Genomic DNA, 19,105 nt, shown 5'->3' with positions numbered 1-19,105 from the left:
ATTATTTTATATATCAAAGTATTTGAGTTGCTATACTAAGTAAATAGTTAATACCCAAAATATAGAGGAAAACAGAAATCTTTCGTTAAATTTAAATCAACTTGTCACCAAAATACCTATAAACAATAATCTCAAGATAATTCAATTTTTATTATTTACTTATATCCTCTTCCATATTATGGGAAAGAGGCACAAAAGGAAGAGTTTATAGGAAAAAAAGAAGAATAAAGAGAACTTTCTATAAAATAAATTAGGGATTTTTAGTACAAGCTGATGTGATTGTTTCGTCAAAAATTTTCACCAAAAGTATTCTCGCTCTGAGTTTAATCGAATGGGAGATAGAGAGGTGTGTAGTATACCTTTAAGTAGAGCCTCCTAGAAATGGCACTCTAGCCCTAGAGTTATTCAATAAGTTTTCCCCAGACTTAGTAGTATTAGATGTCAACTTACCTAGTACAAATAGCATTAAACTTTGCAAATATCAGCAAAGGGATACAAATCTCCTTTGTAAAGATGACAAAATAAACAAAATTGAGCTGTCTATTTTATCTCTTCGGGAGTCGATTTATCCCCAGCCTTAAACAAGGGGGGTGTTAAAGCTCCCCAAACCCCATACCCGAATAAATATCAGTCGCTACTTCTATACTACGACGAACACAATCTCCCAGAGCCACACCACCAATATAATTACTACATAGATATACTCCAGGCCAAGATTTTAAGCCATGATTAATCTGAGCCAGCCTAGAACTATAACCTAAATTATACTGAGGAATAGCACGAGACCATATATGTACTGCCAGAACTTTTGGTTTTTCAGGATTCTGGTTTAATAGAGTTTGACAAAGGTCTTGATGAACTTGTGCAACGATGGCTTCACTATCTAAGTGAGAAATTTCTGGGTCTGTTGCACCACCAATATAATTAGTAAAAATTTGCCATCCAAGAGGTGTTCTACCAGAAAATAAAGCAGAAGACCAAATAGTACCAAGAGTCCGAATGCCTTGACCTCTAGGAATCAAATTACCAAAGCCATCTATCTTGGCCTTGATAGAAGAAACAGGATATGCCAAAACTACACAGGCAACAGTAGGATAATAGAATTCATCAAGAGTACCAGCAATTTCAGGAAGTAAAGGTCTAAATAATTTAGCACAGGCATAAGCAGGGCTGGAGAGGGCAATGGTACGAGTTTCTATTTGCTGAGAACCATTGGGAGTCGAAAATTCTGCTATATAAGTCTGTTTTTCTGTCGGACGAAGACCCACGAGAGACCAATTGAGCTTGACTGCTTGTCCTAAATAAGTAGCGATCGCTTTTGGCAATACCTCCAAACCACGTCGGAAAGAACCCAACTCTCCAGGTTTAGTTTTAGGAATATTAGAATTAGCAGCAGCCTTTGACTTAGGGTTTCTTTGAGCAGACAAAACAGCACCAGCCAAAAGTCCACCACCAAGGTCAGCCATTCGAGCCACTTTAGAAAAAGCAGCAGTAGCACTAAGTTGACTAGGGTCTCCAGCGTAAACACCAGAAACAAAAGGTTCAACTAATCGTTCCATTACCTCTTTACCAAGATGTCTTTGGAAAAATTGGGATACAGTTTCTTCTCCCCCTTCCTGAGATAGATCCATACCAACAACAGGTGGAACAAAACCCAAAGCACCAACTAAAGCGCGTAACTTTCCAGTATTACTCAGTAGTTGAGACTGTAACATTGCCTTTGGGCTCATTGGTACTGGTAGTAATTGACCATTCCAATAAACATAACGAGGTAACTTACGGTCTGCAAAAATCAAATCCTCTTTGAGGCCAACATCTACAGCCAACTTTAAAAGCTCAGGGGTGGGAGAAAAACTATTAGGACCTTCTTCCCAAAGAAATTCTCCTTGAGAAACTGTCGTGATATTACCCCCGACTCGGTTTTGGCTCTCAGCAACTAAAATTTTCAAGGGTGAATTATTACTTAATTTTGTCAGTTTATGGGCTAAACTCAAGCCACTGATACCTGCACCCACGACTAAGACATCTAATATTTCAGTCATTTGTTCTTAAATATATTTAGCATACTATTTTTCACGATGTTGTTTATATAATAGTCCCCAGGGCGGGATTGAGATTCCCAAACCTTCAAATTTAGTCCGTACTAGGAGTTTAACTTTTAGCTTCTGTTATAAATGATTTTGGAAAAGGGTTTCTAGATAAACTCTAGCAGCTTGTCGATAATAGGGAGATGTTTCTGGTGTACCGCTATCTCCATTTTGTAACAAGAATAGTGATAAAGCTGCTGAAAACACCCGGTCTTGATCCCAGTCTGAGTGATTTTCTAAGTAGATTTTCAATGATTCGTGCAGTGCTTCAGGAATTTCGGCCAGAATACTAACAGTTACATTCATGTTTATAAGTAAGGCTCTGTGTATATTTTTTTTCTCTATAGTCCTTAGTTGTGGCCATGAACCACTAACTTTGAACTACTGATGTCGCATCATTGTGCATTAAGAGGGGGTAGGTTTGTCAATATTGAGAAATATTACAACTTGCTTTCTAGAAATAAAATATTTACGAAATAATAAATGTTTCATAGCATTTTTTGTTACAAAACTTTACTAATATTGGCCAATATTAATTTATTTACCTGTGAGTGAACAAAATCCCCAATTTAGTTACAAGAGTATTATCATGTCGTTGAACTCTGTGGAAAACTCTGTTTAACCTGTGGAAAACATTGAAGTTCTTTGTGGAAATACTGTGGAATCTATGTGGAAAATTACTATAAAAGATAAGAATTCTGAACTACTTCAATTTAAAGTTAATAAAGATGTTTAAAATAAAAATATATTATTATAGCAATAAATTCTACTTTTAATAAAAGTATTTTCTGCTTCTTTGGTATTTTTAAACTCTTCACAGGTGACTTTTTCTAAATAAGCCTAAACAGATTTTATGATACATCTAATGTTCATGTAGTTTATTTAGAGTTTGATTTGTGAAAATTTTATCTTTGTTTTAGAAGCTAATTGTGGTTTATTATAGTTATGAAATCAACTTTTTTTTCAGAAAAATATTTTATAATTAATTTTTTTCCCGACTACAGGGTATTTATACCAGGTGTAATAAAAATTTACTGCAAATAACTAGGCTTTTTATTAGAAGTCAGAAGTCAAGGAATGAATTGGTTCAAGATTATATTTTATTCGTAAATTACTTCTTTTGTCAAAGAAATATCCCCTATAAAGTTGTTGAATCACACTTAATTATTCAAACAGATTCTTTTTTTTGACCCTTGGTATAATTTTGGCTAATAATTTAGTTTCTTGTCTTTTCTCTCTCGTCTAGGTATTGAGACAAATCTAATTTCTAGCGCTACAACATTAAATTCTCCCGTAGTCCCGTAGATGCAGTTAATATAGTGATATTGATCAGTAAACTCCTTTCAGCGCGAAAAGTCCGACTGCACAAATCACTAATTTTACACAACTACCTATCGTCGTTTTCAGGCTTTACTCTAGAACAAAATTTTCGGTAAAAAAATGCTATGATTAAGAAATTTCAATCCTCTTTTAATAGGATTCTATTGTCGCGAATTTTACTACTTACGATATCAGGACTAGTATTGGGTCAGTATATAATTTACAGACAAGCACGTTCTACTTTTCTAAACACTGCTCGTCAAAACCTTAAAGAAAGTGCAGATAGAAAAGCGGAATATCTTCAACAATGGGCAACATCACTAAAGTCAAGTCTAGTTAGTGCGAGTGAAAGCTATGTACTTGAATCTGGTACAGTTGAAGAGCATCAAAGTTATATTAAACGGTTAGACGAAATGTTATCTACTCAGATAAGTTGCGTTCAATTGAGTAACTTACGGACTGAGGAGATCGTCGCGAATACTTGTGGTACTGAAAGAATAGATTCTTTACCGGAAAATATATGGCCTCAACAGCAAAAACAACTTTTTAGGGACAAGTATAATATTTATGTGAGTTACAGCATCCTAGAACTGTTAAGCGCAGATAGCGAATCAAATGGTCAGAAAGTAAATCAAAAAACACAAGTTAGCTTAGTTTGGAGTGTACCAGTGTATGTTAGTGAAGCTGGCGAAAGAAAATTGCGATATGCCTTAAGTATTAAGTCAGCTTTACCAATGCCAACAAATAGAGAAAGAGGCTCATTTACAGGTTCAACTGTAGTAATTAATGTCCCCGAGTACAGGATATTAGCTAGTCTAGATTCTAGGAAACTAGGGCGTAGGATTTCTGAATTGTCAGACACACAGACTGCAAAGAAACTAGAAAGTATTATGAAAAAGGCAGAGGAAGGTCAAAAACATTTTGCCCATATATTTTCTATTGAGGAAACAGATATTCTGAGTAAAAATCAGGGAAGTGATAGAAGTAAAAATACTTTCAGAGAAATTATTGATAAACTAAAAGAGATATTGCCTAAATTGTTAAGACTTAAATTATCAGAAGATAATGAATTTTTAGCAGGGTATGTTGCTATTCCTAGCCCTATAGATAGAGATAATGATAAAGTGTGGGTTGTTTTAGCAATTACACCTATAGATTTTGCTTTATCTGGTCTTAGAGAAGTTCAAAAGGTTCTAATTATTCTAATTTTATTTTTACTTGGTGCTAGTATCATAGCAAGTATTTTTTTGGCTCGTGATTTAGCTATTCCTTTGAAGAAACTCCGAGATTATGCTATTACTTTAAATGATTTAAATGCTCCCAGTAAAGTACCTCAAGATCTAAAAATTCCTGAGTTTAATCAACTAGCAGTTTCATTACAGAAGATGGTAGAAAGGCTAAATAGGTGGGCTGATAAAATAGAAGTAGCTTCTAAAGAAGCTCAGGTTGCTAACCAGTTAAAAAGTGAATTTTTAGCTAATATTTCCCATGAGTTAAGAACTCCACTTAATGGTATTATTGGTTCACTGCAAATAATTTATGATGGTTTTTGTGATACTAGGGAAGAAGAAATACAGTTCTTGAAACAAGCTAATGATTCAGCTATTCATTTGCTAAGAATTATTGATGATATCCTGGATATTCGTAAAATTGATGCAAGAAATTTATATATGACATTTGAGAATATCAATATCATCAAGTTATTAGAAGAAACTGTGGATATATTTAGATACGATCTTGAACAAAAATCTTTGGTTTTAAAACTAAATGCTTCTGAAGAAAAAATACTTGTTTATGTTGACAAAAAAGAGTTACAGAAGGTTTTTGAAAATGTTATTAGTAATGCTATTAAGTTTACAGAAAAAGGAAATATTGATATCTCTATTTGTAGAAAATATAATCAATGTATTTTTTCTGAAAATCAGAATAATTTAGTTAATGCTCATACTCATAAAGTTAATCAAGTTTTAGTTACTATTCAAGATACAGGAATTGGTATTGATCCAGAAGAACAGGATAAATTATTTCAGCCTTTTGTTATGGTAGATGGTACAAAAACTCGTAAATTTGGTGGAAATGGATTAGGATTAGCTATGGCTCGCGGACTGGTGGAAATGATGAATGGTAATATTCATCTCTATAGTGAAGGTATAGGGCGAGGAACTACAGTTTATATTACTATACCAATTCAGGAAAGATTATCATTGGAGAAAAAACAGGATATTTCAACAGAAATTAAATTGAATTAAAAGGATGAATTAATAGCAATTAGTTTTTTTGTTTTCCTAATATTACATGGCTTGTCAATAATTTTAATTTGACCAATGTCCTAAGAATAGTTTGAGTTTTTGACATTGAAAATTTATTCAAACCTAGTAAAGGTCTATCAGTCTAGTAGCAGACCGACACAGCTATAATGGTTTAATAAATCTAGGTTAGGTAGCATCGAACGTAATAATACTCTATCAGGGTAACCCAACAACAACAGAGCCATTGTTGAATTTCACTTCATTCTTATAGAACCTACATTTTTAGGGGCGTCACTCCAGTAGGATAGGTTAGGAGGCAACATATATTCAAGAGAGCCAACTATTAACTTTCCGCGGCAACTCAATAATATTAAACACTCTACCTGTCTTAATCTTAACTTGACAAATAGTCTCAAAGTAGGTAAGCGAAATTATTTTTGATCTACTGATCAAATATGTTTTTCCCTTTCTCCCGACTTCCTACTACCCACTCTCTGAAAAATGTTAAATTAATTTTGTCCAAGTACTTAATCTAATTATAAAATCCGCTGTAAGCTTGGTCACATCGAATTGCTTTTCCTTGTTGCTGAAGAGAATTATTCAAAGCACAGAGAATTTCTACTAATTTAGCACCTACCCAACCGGAAGAAATTTTTGAAGTAGTATTCGTCAAAATACAATTTAAAAATTCATGGCACACTTGAGCCAAAGGTTCAGCTTTTTTGATGCTTATAACCTCCGGAACAACATCTACTGCTTTCCAACGACTGCTCAAATATTCTAAATGACCATGCTGAATAACTAAAGGTTGAGTTTCTGAGGTTTCATCAAAAATTAATGTTCCTTGACTACCTACTACTCCTAAACGACGTTGTTTATCAGGGTTTAGCCAACAAAGATGTAAAAAAGCTTGAAAACCACTAGGATAAATCAGTTTAGCCATAACTAAATCTGATTGTGGGGGTTTTTGAGGAAGCCAAATTGTACCATTTGCTTCTACTTCGACTGGTGTTTCCTGTAACCAGCTATTAAAAATACAAATATCATGAATTGCTAAGTCCCAGAGAGCATCAACATCTGAGCGAACAGGTTCAATATGAGTTCGAGTCGCATATCCGTAGCGTAATTCTCCTAATTTACCTTGATTAACTATAGTTTTGCCAGTTTCTATGACCGGATTAAATAAATAAGTATGATCGACAAATAGTTGCAATTTTTTTTTGTCTGCTAATTTGCATAGTGCAATAGACTCAGAATACTCAAGGGTTAAAGGTTTTTCGGAAAAAACGTGATAACCTCTTTTGAGAGCAGCACTAATAATCTCATAGTGAGTAGATGCTGGTGTGGCGATCGCGACTGCTGAGATTCCTGGTAACTCTAAAGCTTCTATCCAATCTTCTACTAAGGCTATATCTTTGTCCAATTGCAAGCGTTTTTGAATTACTTGTAAGTGTTCTGCATGAGGATCTACTATAGCAATAACACGAGAATGAGGATGATTGAGAAAATTACGAACTAAGTGAACTCCCCAACGACCTGCACCAAATATAGCAATTCCTATTTCCATTTTTATAATCTTTGTAACTTGATATCGGTTCTATTAAGCTTTCCCAAATTTACCTATGCAGGAATTGCATAAGCTTGAGAGCTAGCTTCAATATTTCACGCTGATGCCACTAAGCACAGTCTGTAACTGATATAAGACCCAGGCCACAAAATCCTAAGTTAGCTAAAACTACTTATTCATATACTTTTTGCTCGTTGATATCAGCATTAAAGTCTCTGTCTATAGTCAAATCACAAGTAATACATTCATAAGTTTTCTCGCTCAATGGCATTTTTTGTTAATATTAACTATTATTATAACAGATATATTTCAAAAAAACAACTAAACAGTCGCCCGCTTATGGGTGAGATAATAGAGACCCAATTTTTGGGTAATATTATTCTGATAATAGTTCCTCAAAAAAGCCTTCTTCAACTTCGGATGCTGATTGTACATTACCTTCTACAATTAAATTTATGTAAGACTTTAAAAGCTCTTTCATTCTAGGATTTTTATATTGTGGATTAATTTTATTCAGAGCTTTTTGCCAATTAGTTTCAGTTGGTTCTTGATTAAGTCCAGTTAAAATTTTGGTTTCTTTAACTAATTTATCAAGTTCAGCTCCTGAAAATCCGAGAGTGTTTTTTACTAAATATTCTAAAAGTGAATCAGAAATTGGCTTGAGTTGACGAGCTTTGATTCGTTTCTGAATAATTTCGTAGCGTTCTTTAGTTGTGGGAGGCATAACAATAAAAGTTTCATCAAAACGCCCTGCACGAAATATTTCTGGTGGTAGCATGGAACGATCATTGGATGTAGCAATAAAAAAAATTGGTTCTTTGTGGTCATTAAGCCAAGTTAGGAATGTGCCAAACTGTCGGGTAGTAGTACCGCTACTATCACCACCAACTCCTGCAAAAGCTTTTTCGATTTCATCCATAAATAGAATGTTGGGAGCGGAAGCTTCAATTGCTCTGAGAGCTTGATATGTATTGCTTTCGGACTCCCCTACCCATTGAGATTGTAATCTGCTAATTTCAAAGTTAATTTGAGGAACGCGCCATTCAATAGCGATCGCTCTGGCAATAAAAGATTTTCCACATCCAGGAAACCCTTCAAGTAAAAGAGCGCGGGGGCGCATATCTGGGTCTGCATCTTGTTCAAACCAAGGATAACGTTCTTTGACCCAAGTTTTGATGTTTTCTAAACCACCAACTTCTTGGAGTCCTTCTCCTAGTGGTTCGTAATAATCTAAGATGCCGATTTTTTCAATTTCTTGTTTTTTGACTTCTAATAATAGTTTGGAAGCTTCTTCTGGTTGTTGCCACAGCTTTTTTGTTGTGATTAATTTTGCGGTTTGTGCTACTGCTTGAAAGTTCATTCCTTGAGCTTTTTCTGCAAGGTCTTTGGCTCTATTTTCTGCTAAATTGTATTTAGTAACAGCAAGTTTAAAGATATTTTGATAAAGTTCTTCTCCAATGGGTAGGGGCAGGTCTAATATGTGAATATAATTACGCAAACTTGTAGGAATTGACCAATCAGAACCTACTATTATTAAGTTCATTCTGGGTCTGGGTTTTGTTTGTGCGATCGCGAGGACTAATTCTTTGAGTTTGCGGGTAGTTAAATAAAAAGTTGGTTCTATGAGTTTTGACCAGTCTGGTAGAATATAGGTGTATTGCTGGTCTATGTTTTTCCTGGCTTGATTTTGTAATTGCGTCTGTAAAAAATCAAGGGCATAAATTATTGGATCGGTGTTTGGTTGTGGTGCATAATTTGTGCTTTGCCAATTGTTTTCTGTTGTTAATTTATAAAATCCATTAATACTTCTCCATTCAGCTAGTTCTCCTTCAATAATATTATTATTACATAGAGAACGATAGGCAGCTATTATGCAATTAATTGCTCGAATTTCTTCTGATGAACGTAAGAAAATCAAGGGATATTGAGCTTGTAAAAGTTCTTGTAGTTCTCGTTGGCATTTATTGTAAGGAAGTTCCATATTTTTTGATTATAATATTTTATTTATGATTTTTTAAAACTAATTTTATTTTAAATAAATCCATAAAAAACAGGCTTAATTGTTATTATATTTAGCTTCAAATATAGGCATCATATTTTATGAATTTGGAATCAAAATTTCCTCGATGTTAGGTTAACATTTTTTTGTATTTTTGGTTATAAAAAAGGTTTTTAAGCTTAGGCATAACCCCTGGATTTGTTTGAGTTATCTTGGGGAATTGTTGTAATTAGCAGATGTAAAAGTTTTCTCAATAGTCGAGGTTGTATTCGAGCAAACCGAAACTTTATTATTATTATTTTCTAAAGATAAAAGCTCCAAGGATATAATAACATTTATGAAATTACTTTTACCATTTTTAATACCGTAATTCCATTAATTAATAATTCGGTTAAATTGCTCCTTATTTACTTGTCGTAATTATTGCTTTTCTATTTCCTGACGCAAATTTAATCTATTAGTTTGTCCTCTATCAGTTTGATTATGAAAATAATCTTCTGGATAATTAATATCACTACCAGTTAGATTCACTGAATAGTAAATCTATTTATGACCGAGATTGGGTATTTTTAAGATTAAAGTATATTCTATCATAATTTATCTATCTACCCGTAATTTTTTACTCCATTCGATGAAGGGATATACTCCTATAATACCAAAAATAACTAGAGCTACCAATATTAATAATCCCCTAGTTTTGAATTCTAAAGGTTCGTAGCCAATGTTAGTAATACGGTAATCTTGGGCATTAGAAGTAAGACCTTTGACTAAAACTTTGACTTGATATTTAGTTGCCCGATCGCCATCTGGTTGCTTATATTCTAATTCATATTCTTGTAGACTTTCTAGGAATTTAATTAAACTCTGAGCTACCTCTTCAGCATTATCTGGAAATTGATGAATACCTCCCGTTGAATCAGCAATTTCTCTTAAACGTGGTTGATCTACGATTAATTGGTCAATCCTTATTCTTGGATGTTTACAATTATCAATAATTTTATTGATAACTTTGTCTTTAATAATTATTTCATCTATTGTTAATTGTGCGTCAGTAAATTCAATATTACATCTTGAACTATTGTATATTTCTGTTAGAGATTGACCATAACCTAATGTGTGAACTTTAACCTTTGGCATTTGTGAATCTTGAGGCTGGAGAATATTTTTTAATCTTTCAAATTGTATTTCTTCTGTGTCGCGATCGTGATTATGAAACCCATCAGATAACACAATTACCACTAACTGTTTTGATTGAGAATCATCAGTTTTATTATTACTATCGGAGGTCGAATTAACTGAATTTATCAAATATTTAACAGCAGTTTCTAGTGGCTGATATAAATTAGTAGAAGCGCTGAGTTCTTGATTGGCTAACTCTTCTATTTTTTCCTTTAGCTTCTCACTGTTAGATGGGTAAAAATTGGCATCTAAACTTTTATTACTTACTTTAAACTGGTTACCTCCTTTACCGAAAGGTGCTAAACCTATTCTAACAGTTAAATTTGGCTTATCATTAGCGGCATCAATAAATTTGTATATAGCATTAATAGCACCCTTAAATTTAATGCGTCTTCTACCTGGACTAGAATCTCTAAACTTCATACTCCCACTCATATCTAACATAATAATTATGTCAGCGGGAGTAGTTTTTGCCCTAGTATCAGTAGGGAGAATAACAGTTGGTTTAATAGTTTTTTTGCTACCAAATTCACTAATGGTTTCTACAGAAAAATCTGATTCTTGTAAATTGGGATTAAAGTTTCCTGCTTTATTATAAACTTTAATCCGCATTTTGACTGTATTTTTTTCTGCTGTAATTATACGAGTAATTTCCAGGCATTTTTGACGATTTTCTTTAGTATTACTACAGTCATCTTGACTAATTATATTTTCAGGTATGGCGGCACAACCGAATGGTAATATAGCAGAAAAAACTGCTATTGCTAACAGTTTAGCTTTGCGGATCATATAAAGTGTCATAGAAGCAAAAACAGTAATATTTGTCTGGTTTATCGTTTCGTAACAAGGTTATAATTTGACCGTGGCGGAGTGACTTTTTTCCCCTTCTTTCCATTAAAGTTCGATTAATTTGAACTTTTCCTGTAGCCCAACATTGAATTTCAACGACACGGTTATTTACAGATAAAGAGGCACATCTATCAGCAATACCTGGCAAGTAAATGTCTACATCAGTATAATCACTACCATCACCACCAATAATTATTGGTTTACCTTTAGTATGATATGGCAGTTTAATAGATAAGTTTTCTTCAATAGGAGTATGTGGATCGTCTTCAGTAACTAGTTGAAGGCGATAGACATTTCTGATACGAGGTAATTTAGGACTAGTCAAATTGTCTTGTTCTTGTTCAAATCTTTCTTCCATTTCTGCCGTCATTTCAAAACCAGCACCTGCTCGTAAAGCTACTGCATAGTTAGGAGCAGCTCCTAAACTTAGGTTGTCTTGCCACAAGCTCTAGTACCAATAATACTAATCTGAGTCATACTTTTAACGATAATGGAGAATAAAAGGACTTAAATAAAGCCAGGGTGCTTCTAATAAAGTACAATTGCTAATACTAGTAATAAAAAACTGAAAAGGCCTTACCTCTCGGTTATTTCTGTTTATTACTTCTTTAGCAACAGCAAAATATCTATTGCGTACTTGTTTTTGACGCTCGACGGGATGTCCCTGCATTTTTATTGCTTCATCGTCAAGACTTTCACAGAATAAATCAGCTTTATGTAGGCAAATAGCAATGTTATCTACTCGACTACAATATTGATTGAAAAACCTTAACCAATCTTCTAAATTATTAGACCACCCTTGAGCATTCATTAATTGGTCTGGATCTAAAGTCATACCTGAGGATGCCTTCTTGAGCAAATGATTGAGCACTATTTCTTTATAGGGAGGTAATAACAAAATGATGCCTATATTTTGACCGATTTTTTCCTTAAAGTCATTCCAATCATCTTCATTTTTTTCCTGCCATTCAGTTTCCCAGATTTCCCCAGAAGTATCTACCCAAACTGATTCTATAATTTTGCGGTGATTTAACTGAACTTCTAGCCTGACTGGTCTTCTTATCATGTCTCTAGTTGGAACCATATCACCAGTATCTACTTTTTGAAGTTTTTCTCTCAGCGTCTTATAAGATGGGTCTATGATCTTAACCCGCCATTCACCAATTGGCTGGGCCAAGGCCAATCCCATGTGAGTTTTGCCCACGGCGCGATCGCCTATCACTATCACACTCATTCCCACCTCCTATCATAAATTTGGGCCAAACTTTGAAGAATATTTGTTTGACCAACTTGGCGATCGCCTATCACAATAACTTTACTCATAAAAAATACTTATAAAATTAACTAAAACAATTGTAGGTAAATTTGAGCAACCCGGAAGACCTCTCCCCCGACCCCTCTCCTATAAGAGAAAAGGAAAATATTCCTCCCCTTTCCCTTGTGTAGTTCTTGAACTATAACCTCAAGCTCCAGGCAATGCAAACCTGTTAGCCTTTGTTCTACATATTCAATTTGATCAACCCACTATTCTCCTCATCCTTGCATAACTTGTATTCGTGCATCATCCCCAACTTGTAAATAACCCTGAGCTTCCGCCAAATTACCATTATTAAACAGTCATTTAATTTTCTTAAGCACCTCATCTACAGTTAAGCGAACGAGCAGCTGTTAGTCAATTAAAACTTGATATTCAGTATCAATATTTGATCAGCCGAACTTCAAATCATCAATTAACCCTTGAAATTTCTTCAATGCTGCTAGTATTTTACTGATTCACTAGCAACACTACCCTGAAACTGAATTTTTAGCAGTAAACTAACTTTTAATTTAGATCGACTGCGACAAGAACAAATTTGATCGCGAATTTCAGCAATGCATGGTAGAATTTATCGTGATCCTTGTTCAGCAACCTCCTTACATAACAAAATATCAACTTACCTCAAATCAACTCTATGGAATATTTCGGAGTTAGTTGATCAAACTTAATATAGTGCAGCTTTTTTGTACGTACTCACTAGTTAAAAATTAAAAGTAAGACTTTATCGGCTCAAAACTTTAACACATTCAGTAATTTCAGGAAATTATTTAACTTATGCTCTATTGAGATCATTAGTGTAATCTCAGTTAATTAAATTAGCATTAATGCCCGTAAATTTTCAGTTGACCTATAAAACCCACTCCCTAAACTTATCAAAAAAACCCCCTACTATAAAAATCTATAGCAGGGGAACAGTAACAATTCCAACCAAAAAAATCACCAATAGCTTAACTGCGATCCGTCAAAGATATCGGTTCAAAACTAGGTATAACTAAATCCTCATTCTGCCTAGTCAACTGATTATACAGTCTTTCAGTATTGGGAAAATTAGCAGCAGGGAGAGTGGGGAAACGGCGATAAGGAACAGTATCATCTCCAAAGAGCTCAATATATTCATCACTATTTACCATAGCATTGACAAAACCCTTAATACCTAAAGTTGCTAGAATCTGATTATACTTGCGAATCTCAACTTGATCACGAGGAGCGCGACCTAAAAAATGCTTTGTACCCAGTTCAATAACCTTAGTATTAGGATAAGGCGTGTAAAACTCCTTAATATAAACTTGAGAACAACCTAATTCCTCAATAAACTCCTTGAGATTGATATCATTATTCTTTAACTTACTCTCCAGAAAAGAGAACTCACTCCTCATGATGAAAGGAGGCATATCCCGCTCAAAAATCTGACGGTAAGCAGCAGCAATAACTAAATTCAACTGTTGCTGATCTTCAGTATTTATCAACTTAAATACCTTACACTGCTCCCGTTGCTTATTAACACCTTGCCTAACTCGGAACTTAATATCAGGTTCAGTGCGAAATATCCTAGGAGTTCCCAACTCCACAAACCTTGGTGTTACTTCTTTCTCTACTCGCAGATTTTTATTACCAATACTGCCTACCCTTGTATTGCGCAAAGACAAACCACCAGGAGTTAAGTAACGTTCATAAGGAATAGTATCTTCCCCAAAAGCCTCATTATACTCCTGGCTATCGATAATGGCATCAACTAAAGCATACAGACCTTTCTTAGAACAGATATCAAAGTAATAATTAATTTCTTTACGCCCATAAGTTGGACGACCTAACAACCGTCGATGAATATATTCAACTGCCTTACATACATACAAGGAAGTCCAATACATATTCCTGAAAGTGTCAGACTTTGCTAGAACACGAATAAACTCCCGAACAGTAATATCCCCGTTTTCAAGTTTATTCTCAGCACTTTTGAGGCGTTGACCATCATAAACATCCCGACCAAACACCTGACGATAAGCAGCAGTAATAATCTTTTGAGTAGAACTTTCAGAGAACTTAACGCTAGCACCATTACTGCTTCCAAAGTTACTGAAACCACTACCAACATAACCTCCAGGAACTTGATCAAGTTTAAAAACCTTCGGACCAAGAGAACCAGGATTTTTAGCTCTAGCACCAGGGTTACTAATTTGGCTATCAATACCAGCACCCTGACGAATTAAAATCCGACGAGTATCTTTACCAAAAGGTGCCGGTCGGGTTTTAGGGTTACGAGTTTCTTTAGCGAATATTGCCCCAAACTGAATTTCCAATGGGTCATTACCCTGACCATAAACATGCTGGTCTGGCAATGGTTGATTATAGTCAGCAAATAAAGTCACAAACTGAGGTACTTTACGCAAAGGAGCACTGTAATTAAATAAATCAAATTGTACTCCCCAGTTCCGACATTCCTGAGCCTCTTGACCTAAACCACGCAAATATGGTACTGTCTCTTCCCCAAAATAATCAGAGTATTCTTGAGAGTCCACCATTGCATCTACCAAAGCAGACAAACCACCCTTAGTAACAATGTCAAAGTACTTCCTAAATTCTTCTGGTGAACTTAAGCCCCGACCCAAGAAGTGACGAGTTGCCAGTTCCACTACACGACTATTAACAAATCCCTCATAGAATTGTTTCTGATAAAGAGGAGATTTGCCCAAACGACGAATAAACTCTTTCATTGAGATTTCGCAGTTTTTCACCTGAGATTCTAGATAAGAAATATTCAGGCTATAAGCTCGGGTAATATCACGTTCAAATACCTGCCGATAAGCCGCCTTGACAACATCTTGTTTTTCAAAGTTAGACAAACCAGGCTTCATCACAAACTTGGGCCGTTTTTCGGCAGCATTGAAATAAATTTGTGGTAATTCTAGCCCTTGCTGAGCTGAACTTTGACCCTGACGTTGCTTATTAGAAGGTGTTGACCCACGAAATTCAGTCAAAACTACATCAAAGTATTGGGCAACAATATCCTTTGCTTCTTCGTCTTGAAAATATTTAATTGAAGCTTGTCGCATCTGTTGGATAGCCACAATAGTAGCGACAGTAGAACAAGCATTTTCAATAATTTCTTTTAAACCACGGACATTTACCGAGAGAATATTATAGTCCCCGGCCACAATAGCATAAGTAATATACCGTAAAAACCATGATAAGTCCCGCAAGGATTTAGTCATATTAGCGGGGCCATACTTAGATACAGGAATTGGTCGGAAGCCAGCAGGTATAGGGCCAGAACCCCCAGCAGCTAAATTATTAAATAGGTTGCGTATACCTTGAAATAGTTTACCTTTACCACTGTCCTCTAAATAACTAATAGTACCTAGCTCCATACCTTCAGAAACTGAGGTTGTTGTAGCATCAACAGGACTTATAGCCATTTCTCGTACAGATGGCTTTTCCAAGAAGGCCATAGGAGAACCACCAGCAAAAATAGTATTGGCGGCAACAGAAACAATTCTTTCTGAATTATTGGTTAGTATTTGAGCAATTTTTAAACGTTTGACTCCCGAATTAAAAAATGTTGCTAGCTCGTCTATTTCACCCTTTTCCAGAAAGCGATCTTGTTGTTCAGCTTTAGAAATAGTTGATGCTGGTACAGTTTGATATAATTGCGGACGTACAACTGAACTTCCACTACTTGCATTGACAGTCATTTGTCAGTTCCTATTTTAAGTTTTTACGGCTTCTATTCAGACATTTTGGCTTTTAATTTTTATAAGACTTCAAAGACCCTCTATTTTGAATAAAAGTATAGTTTTCTTAAAACCTTGGTTTTATTTCTTTATCAACTTCCAAATTTTTATTACCAATACTGCCCCTTATATTACGTAAAGACAAACCACCAGGAGTTAAGTAACGTTCATAAGGAATAGTATCTTCCCCAAAAGCCTCATTATACTCCTGGCTATCAATAATGGCATCAACTAAAGCATACAGACCTTTCTTAGAACAGATATCAAAGTAATAATTAATTTCTTTACGCCCATAAGTTGGACGACCTAACAACCGTCGATGAATATATTCAACTGCCTTACATACATACAAGGAAGTCCAATACATATTCCTGAAAGTGTCAGACTTTGCTAGAACACGAATAAACTCCCGAACAGTAATATCCCCGTTTTCAAGTTTATTCTCAGCACTTTTGAGGCGTTGACCATCATAAACATCCCGACCAAACACCTGACGATAAGCAGCAATAATAATCTTTTGAGTAGAACTTTCAGAGAACTTAACGCTAGCACCATTACTGCCACCAGAATTACTAAAACCACTACCAACATAACCTCCAGGAACTTGATCAAGTTTAAAAACCTTTGGACCAAGAGAACCAGGATTTTTAGCTCTAGCACCAGGGTTACTAATTTGGCTATCAATACCAGCACCCTGACGAATTAAAATCCGACGAGTATCTTTACCAAAAGGTGCCGGTCGGGTTTTAGGGTTACGAGTTTCTTTCGCGAATATTGCCCCAAACTGAATTTCCAATGGGTCATTACCCTGACCATAAACATGCTGGTCTGGCAATGGTTGATTATAATCAGCAAATAAAGTCACAAACTGAGGTACTTTACGCAAAGGAGCACTGTAATTAAATAAATCAAATTGTACTCCCCAGTTCCGACATTCCTGAGCCTCTTGACCTAAACCACGCAAATATGGTACTGTCTCTTCCCCAAAATAATCAGAGTATTCTTGAGAGTCCACCATTGCATCTACCAAAGCAGACAAACCACCCTTAGTAACAATGTCAAAGTACTTCCTAAATTCTTCTGGTGAACTTAAGCCCCGACCCAAGAAGTGACGAGTTGCCAGTTCCACTACACGACTATTAACAAATCCCTCATAGAATTGTTTCTGATAAAGAGGAGATTTGCCCAAACGACGAATAAACTCTTTCATTGAGATTTCGCAGTTTTTCACCTGAGATTCTAGATAAGAAATATTCAGGCTATAAGCTCGGGTAATGTCACGTTCAAATACCTGCCGATAAGCCGCCTTGACAACATCTTGTTTTTCAAAGTTAGACAAGCCAGGCTTCATCACAAACTTGGGCCGTTTTTCGGCAGCATTGAAATAAATTTGTGGTAATTCTAGCCCTTGTTGAGCTGAACTTTGACCCTGACGTTGCTTATTAGAAGGTGTTGACCCACGAAATTCAGTCAAAACTACATCAAAGTATTGGGCAACAATATCCTTTGCTTCTTCGTCTTGAAAATATTTAATTGAAGCTTGTCGCATCTGTTGAATAGCCACAATAGTAGCCGCAGTGGAACAAGCATTTTCAATAATTTCTTTTAAACCACGGACATTTACCGAGAGAATATTATAGTCCCCGGCCACAATAGCATAAGTAATATACCGTAAAAACCATGATAAGTCCCGCAAGGATTTAGTCATATTAGCGGGGCCATACTTAGATACAGGAATTGGTCGGAAGCCAGTAGGTATAGGGCCAGAACCCCCAGCAGCTAAATTATTAAATAGGCTGCGTACACCTTGAAATAAGTTATTTCCACCTTTGTTTTCTACATCCAGGTTCATGACTTCAGAAATTGAGTTTGTGCTAGTACTAACAGCACTCATGGCCATTTCTGGTACATCTGGCTTTTCCAAGAAAGTCATAGGAGAACCACCAGTAAAAATAGTATTGGCGGCAACAGAAACAATTCTTTCTGAATTATTGGTCAATATCTGAGCAATTTCTAAACGTTTAACTCCTGAATTAAAAAATGTTGCTAGCTCGTCTATTTCACCCTTTTCCAGAAAGCGATCTTGTTGTTCGGCTTTAGAAATAGTTGATGCTGGTACGGTTTGATATAATTGCGGACGTACAACTGAACTTCCACTACTGGCTTTGATAGTCATTTGATTTTTTTCGCTCCCTATTTTAAATTTTTATAGCTTCCCGATTCGATTATTTAGCTGCAGTTTTTATGGCATTTTAAACAAGCTTTACTTTGAATAAAAGCATAGTTTTTTAAGATTTACCTTAATATATTTTATGCCATAAAAGCTAATATTAAAACCAAATCAATAATTGATAATTTTTTTGGCTTTAACACTTTTACAGAAGATTTGATTTATTGTCTAGCTCCTGTAATCTTTTAGAGTTTATGGATTATTTAGGTGGTTTTATGTACTTAAATAAGCTTTATGTGTTCTTTCCCCTTTAAATAACACCACTAGTAATTAAATTATACCGTTAAAGAACTGTAAGTTGACATCAAATTTTTAATTTTGATATTTTCCCAATAATCTTTACAGAAATTTAGACCTTATTTGTGATTAGGTATTATGCTAAAGTATTGACACGCCTAAGTTTACTTTAAGATTTAGGTATCGCACCGCCTAAAAACCCTAATTTATTGGTATCATTTTTTTTACTATTAAACTTGGGTTTTCATAACAGTAACTTGATCTAAATCTTCAGGCCTAATAAACTAGCTATTGTTGCTATTTTTACTTTATAGTTTTTCCTATCTAGTTTTTCAGGTAAAA

10 protein-coding genes are annotated in these 19,105 nt (G+C 35.0%); 1 reads left to right on the top strand and 9 read right to left on the bottom strand.

Annotated elements, in window-relative coordinates:
- Positions 1 to 593: 593 nt before the first annotated feature.
- Positions 594 to 2,042, bottom strand: coding sequence for a protoporphyrinogen oxidase (gene hemG, locus TERY_RS10535; RefSeq protein ID WP_011611816.1), 1,449 nt, complete (start codon positions 2,040 to 2,042; stop codon positions 594 to 596).
- A gap of 126 nt (positions 2,043 to 2,168) precedes the next feature.
- Positions 2,169 to 2,393: a DUF2811 domain-containing protein gene (locus TERY_RS10530; RefSeq protein ID WP_011611815.1), complete on the bottom strand. Its 225-nt coding sequence runs from the start codon at positions 2,391 to 2,393 to the stop codon at positions 2,169 to 2,171.
- Between the two features lie 1,217 nt (positions 2,394 to 3,610).
- On the opposite strand from TERY_RS10530, the gene TERY_RS25170 reads away from it, so the two are divergent.
- Positions 3,611 to 5,656, top strand: coding sequence for a sensor histidine kinase (locus tag TERY_RS25170; RefSeq protein ID WP_052845776.1), 2,046 nt, complete (start codon positions 3,611 to 3,613; stop codon positions 5,654 to 5,656).
- A 532-nt stretch (positions 5,657 to 6,188) separates the two neighbouring features.
- Here TERY_RS25170 and TERY_RS10515 read toward each other — a convergent pair.
- The 7 genes from TERY_RS10515 to TERY_RS10485 all read right to left on the bottom strand — a co-directional run bounded on the left by TERY_RS10515 (position 6,189) and on the right by TERY_RS10485 (position 18,472).
- Positions 6,189 to 7,223 carry a Gfo/Idh/MocA family oxidoreductase gene (locus tag TERY_RS10515; protein ID WP_011611813.1) on the bottom strand — a complete coding sequence of 345 codons (1,035 nt, stop codon included), beginning with the start codon at positions 7,221 to 7,223 and terminating at the stop codon, positions 6,189 to 6,191.
- 376 nt (positions 7,224 to 7,599) lie between these two features.
- Complete coding sequence (locus TERY_RS10510) at positions 7,600 to 9,204, bottom strand: AAA family ATPase (RefSeq protein WP_011611812.1); 1,605 nt, start codon at positions 9,202 to 9,204, stop codon at positions 7,600 to 7,602.
- Between the two features lie 615 nt (positions 9,205 to 9,819).
- Entirely contained in the window at positions 9,820 to 11,202 is a 1,383-nt protein-coding gene (locus TERY_RS10505) for a VWA domain-containing protein (RefSeq protein WP_011611811.1), read from the bottom strand.
- Positions 11,174 to 11,695, bottom strand: coding sequence for a hypothetical protein (locus TERY_RS10500; protein ID WP_011611810.1), 522 nt, complete (start codon positions 11,693 to 11,695; stop codon positions 11,174 to 11,176). The genes TERY_RS10505 and TERY_RS10500 overlap by 29 nt, the downstream gene beginning before the upstream one ends.
- Positions 11,696 to 11,731: 36 nt before the next feature.
- Complete coding sequence (locus TERY_RS10495) at positions 11,732 to 12,484, bottom strand: hypothetical protein (RefSeq protein ID WP_011611809.1); 753 nt, start codon at positions 12,482 to 12,484, stop codon at positions 11,732 to 11,734.
- 1,031 nt (positions 12,485 to 13,515) lie between these two features.
- A complete protein-coding gene (locus tag TERY_RS10490) occupies positions 13,516 to 16,257 on the bottom strand; it encodes a phycobilisome rod-core linker polypeptide (RefSeq protein ID WP_011611808.1) in 2,742 nt (913 codons plus the stop codon).
- A gap of 106 nt (positions 16,258 to 16,363) precedes the next feature.
- On the bottom strand, positions 16,364 to 18,472 hold the full coding sequence (locus TERY_RS10485; protein ID WP_011611807.1) for a phycobilisome rod-core linker polypeptide: 2,109 nt from the start codon (positions 18,470 to 18,472) through the stop codon (positions 16,364 to 16,366).
- Positions 18,473 to 19,105: the final 633 nt, after the last annotated feature.

This window comes from Trichodesmium erythraeum IMS101 (assembly GCF_000014265.1).
Classification (GTDB): domain Bacteria; phylum Cyanobacteriota; class Cyanobacteriia; order Cyanobacteriales; family Microcoleaceae; genus Trichodesmium; species Trichodesmium erythraeum.
Note: the sequence above shows the minus strand (reverse complement) of the source record. Positions and strands in the feature narration are given on the sequence as shown.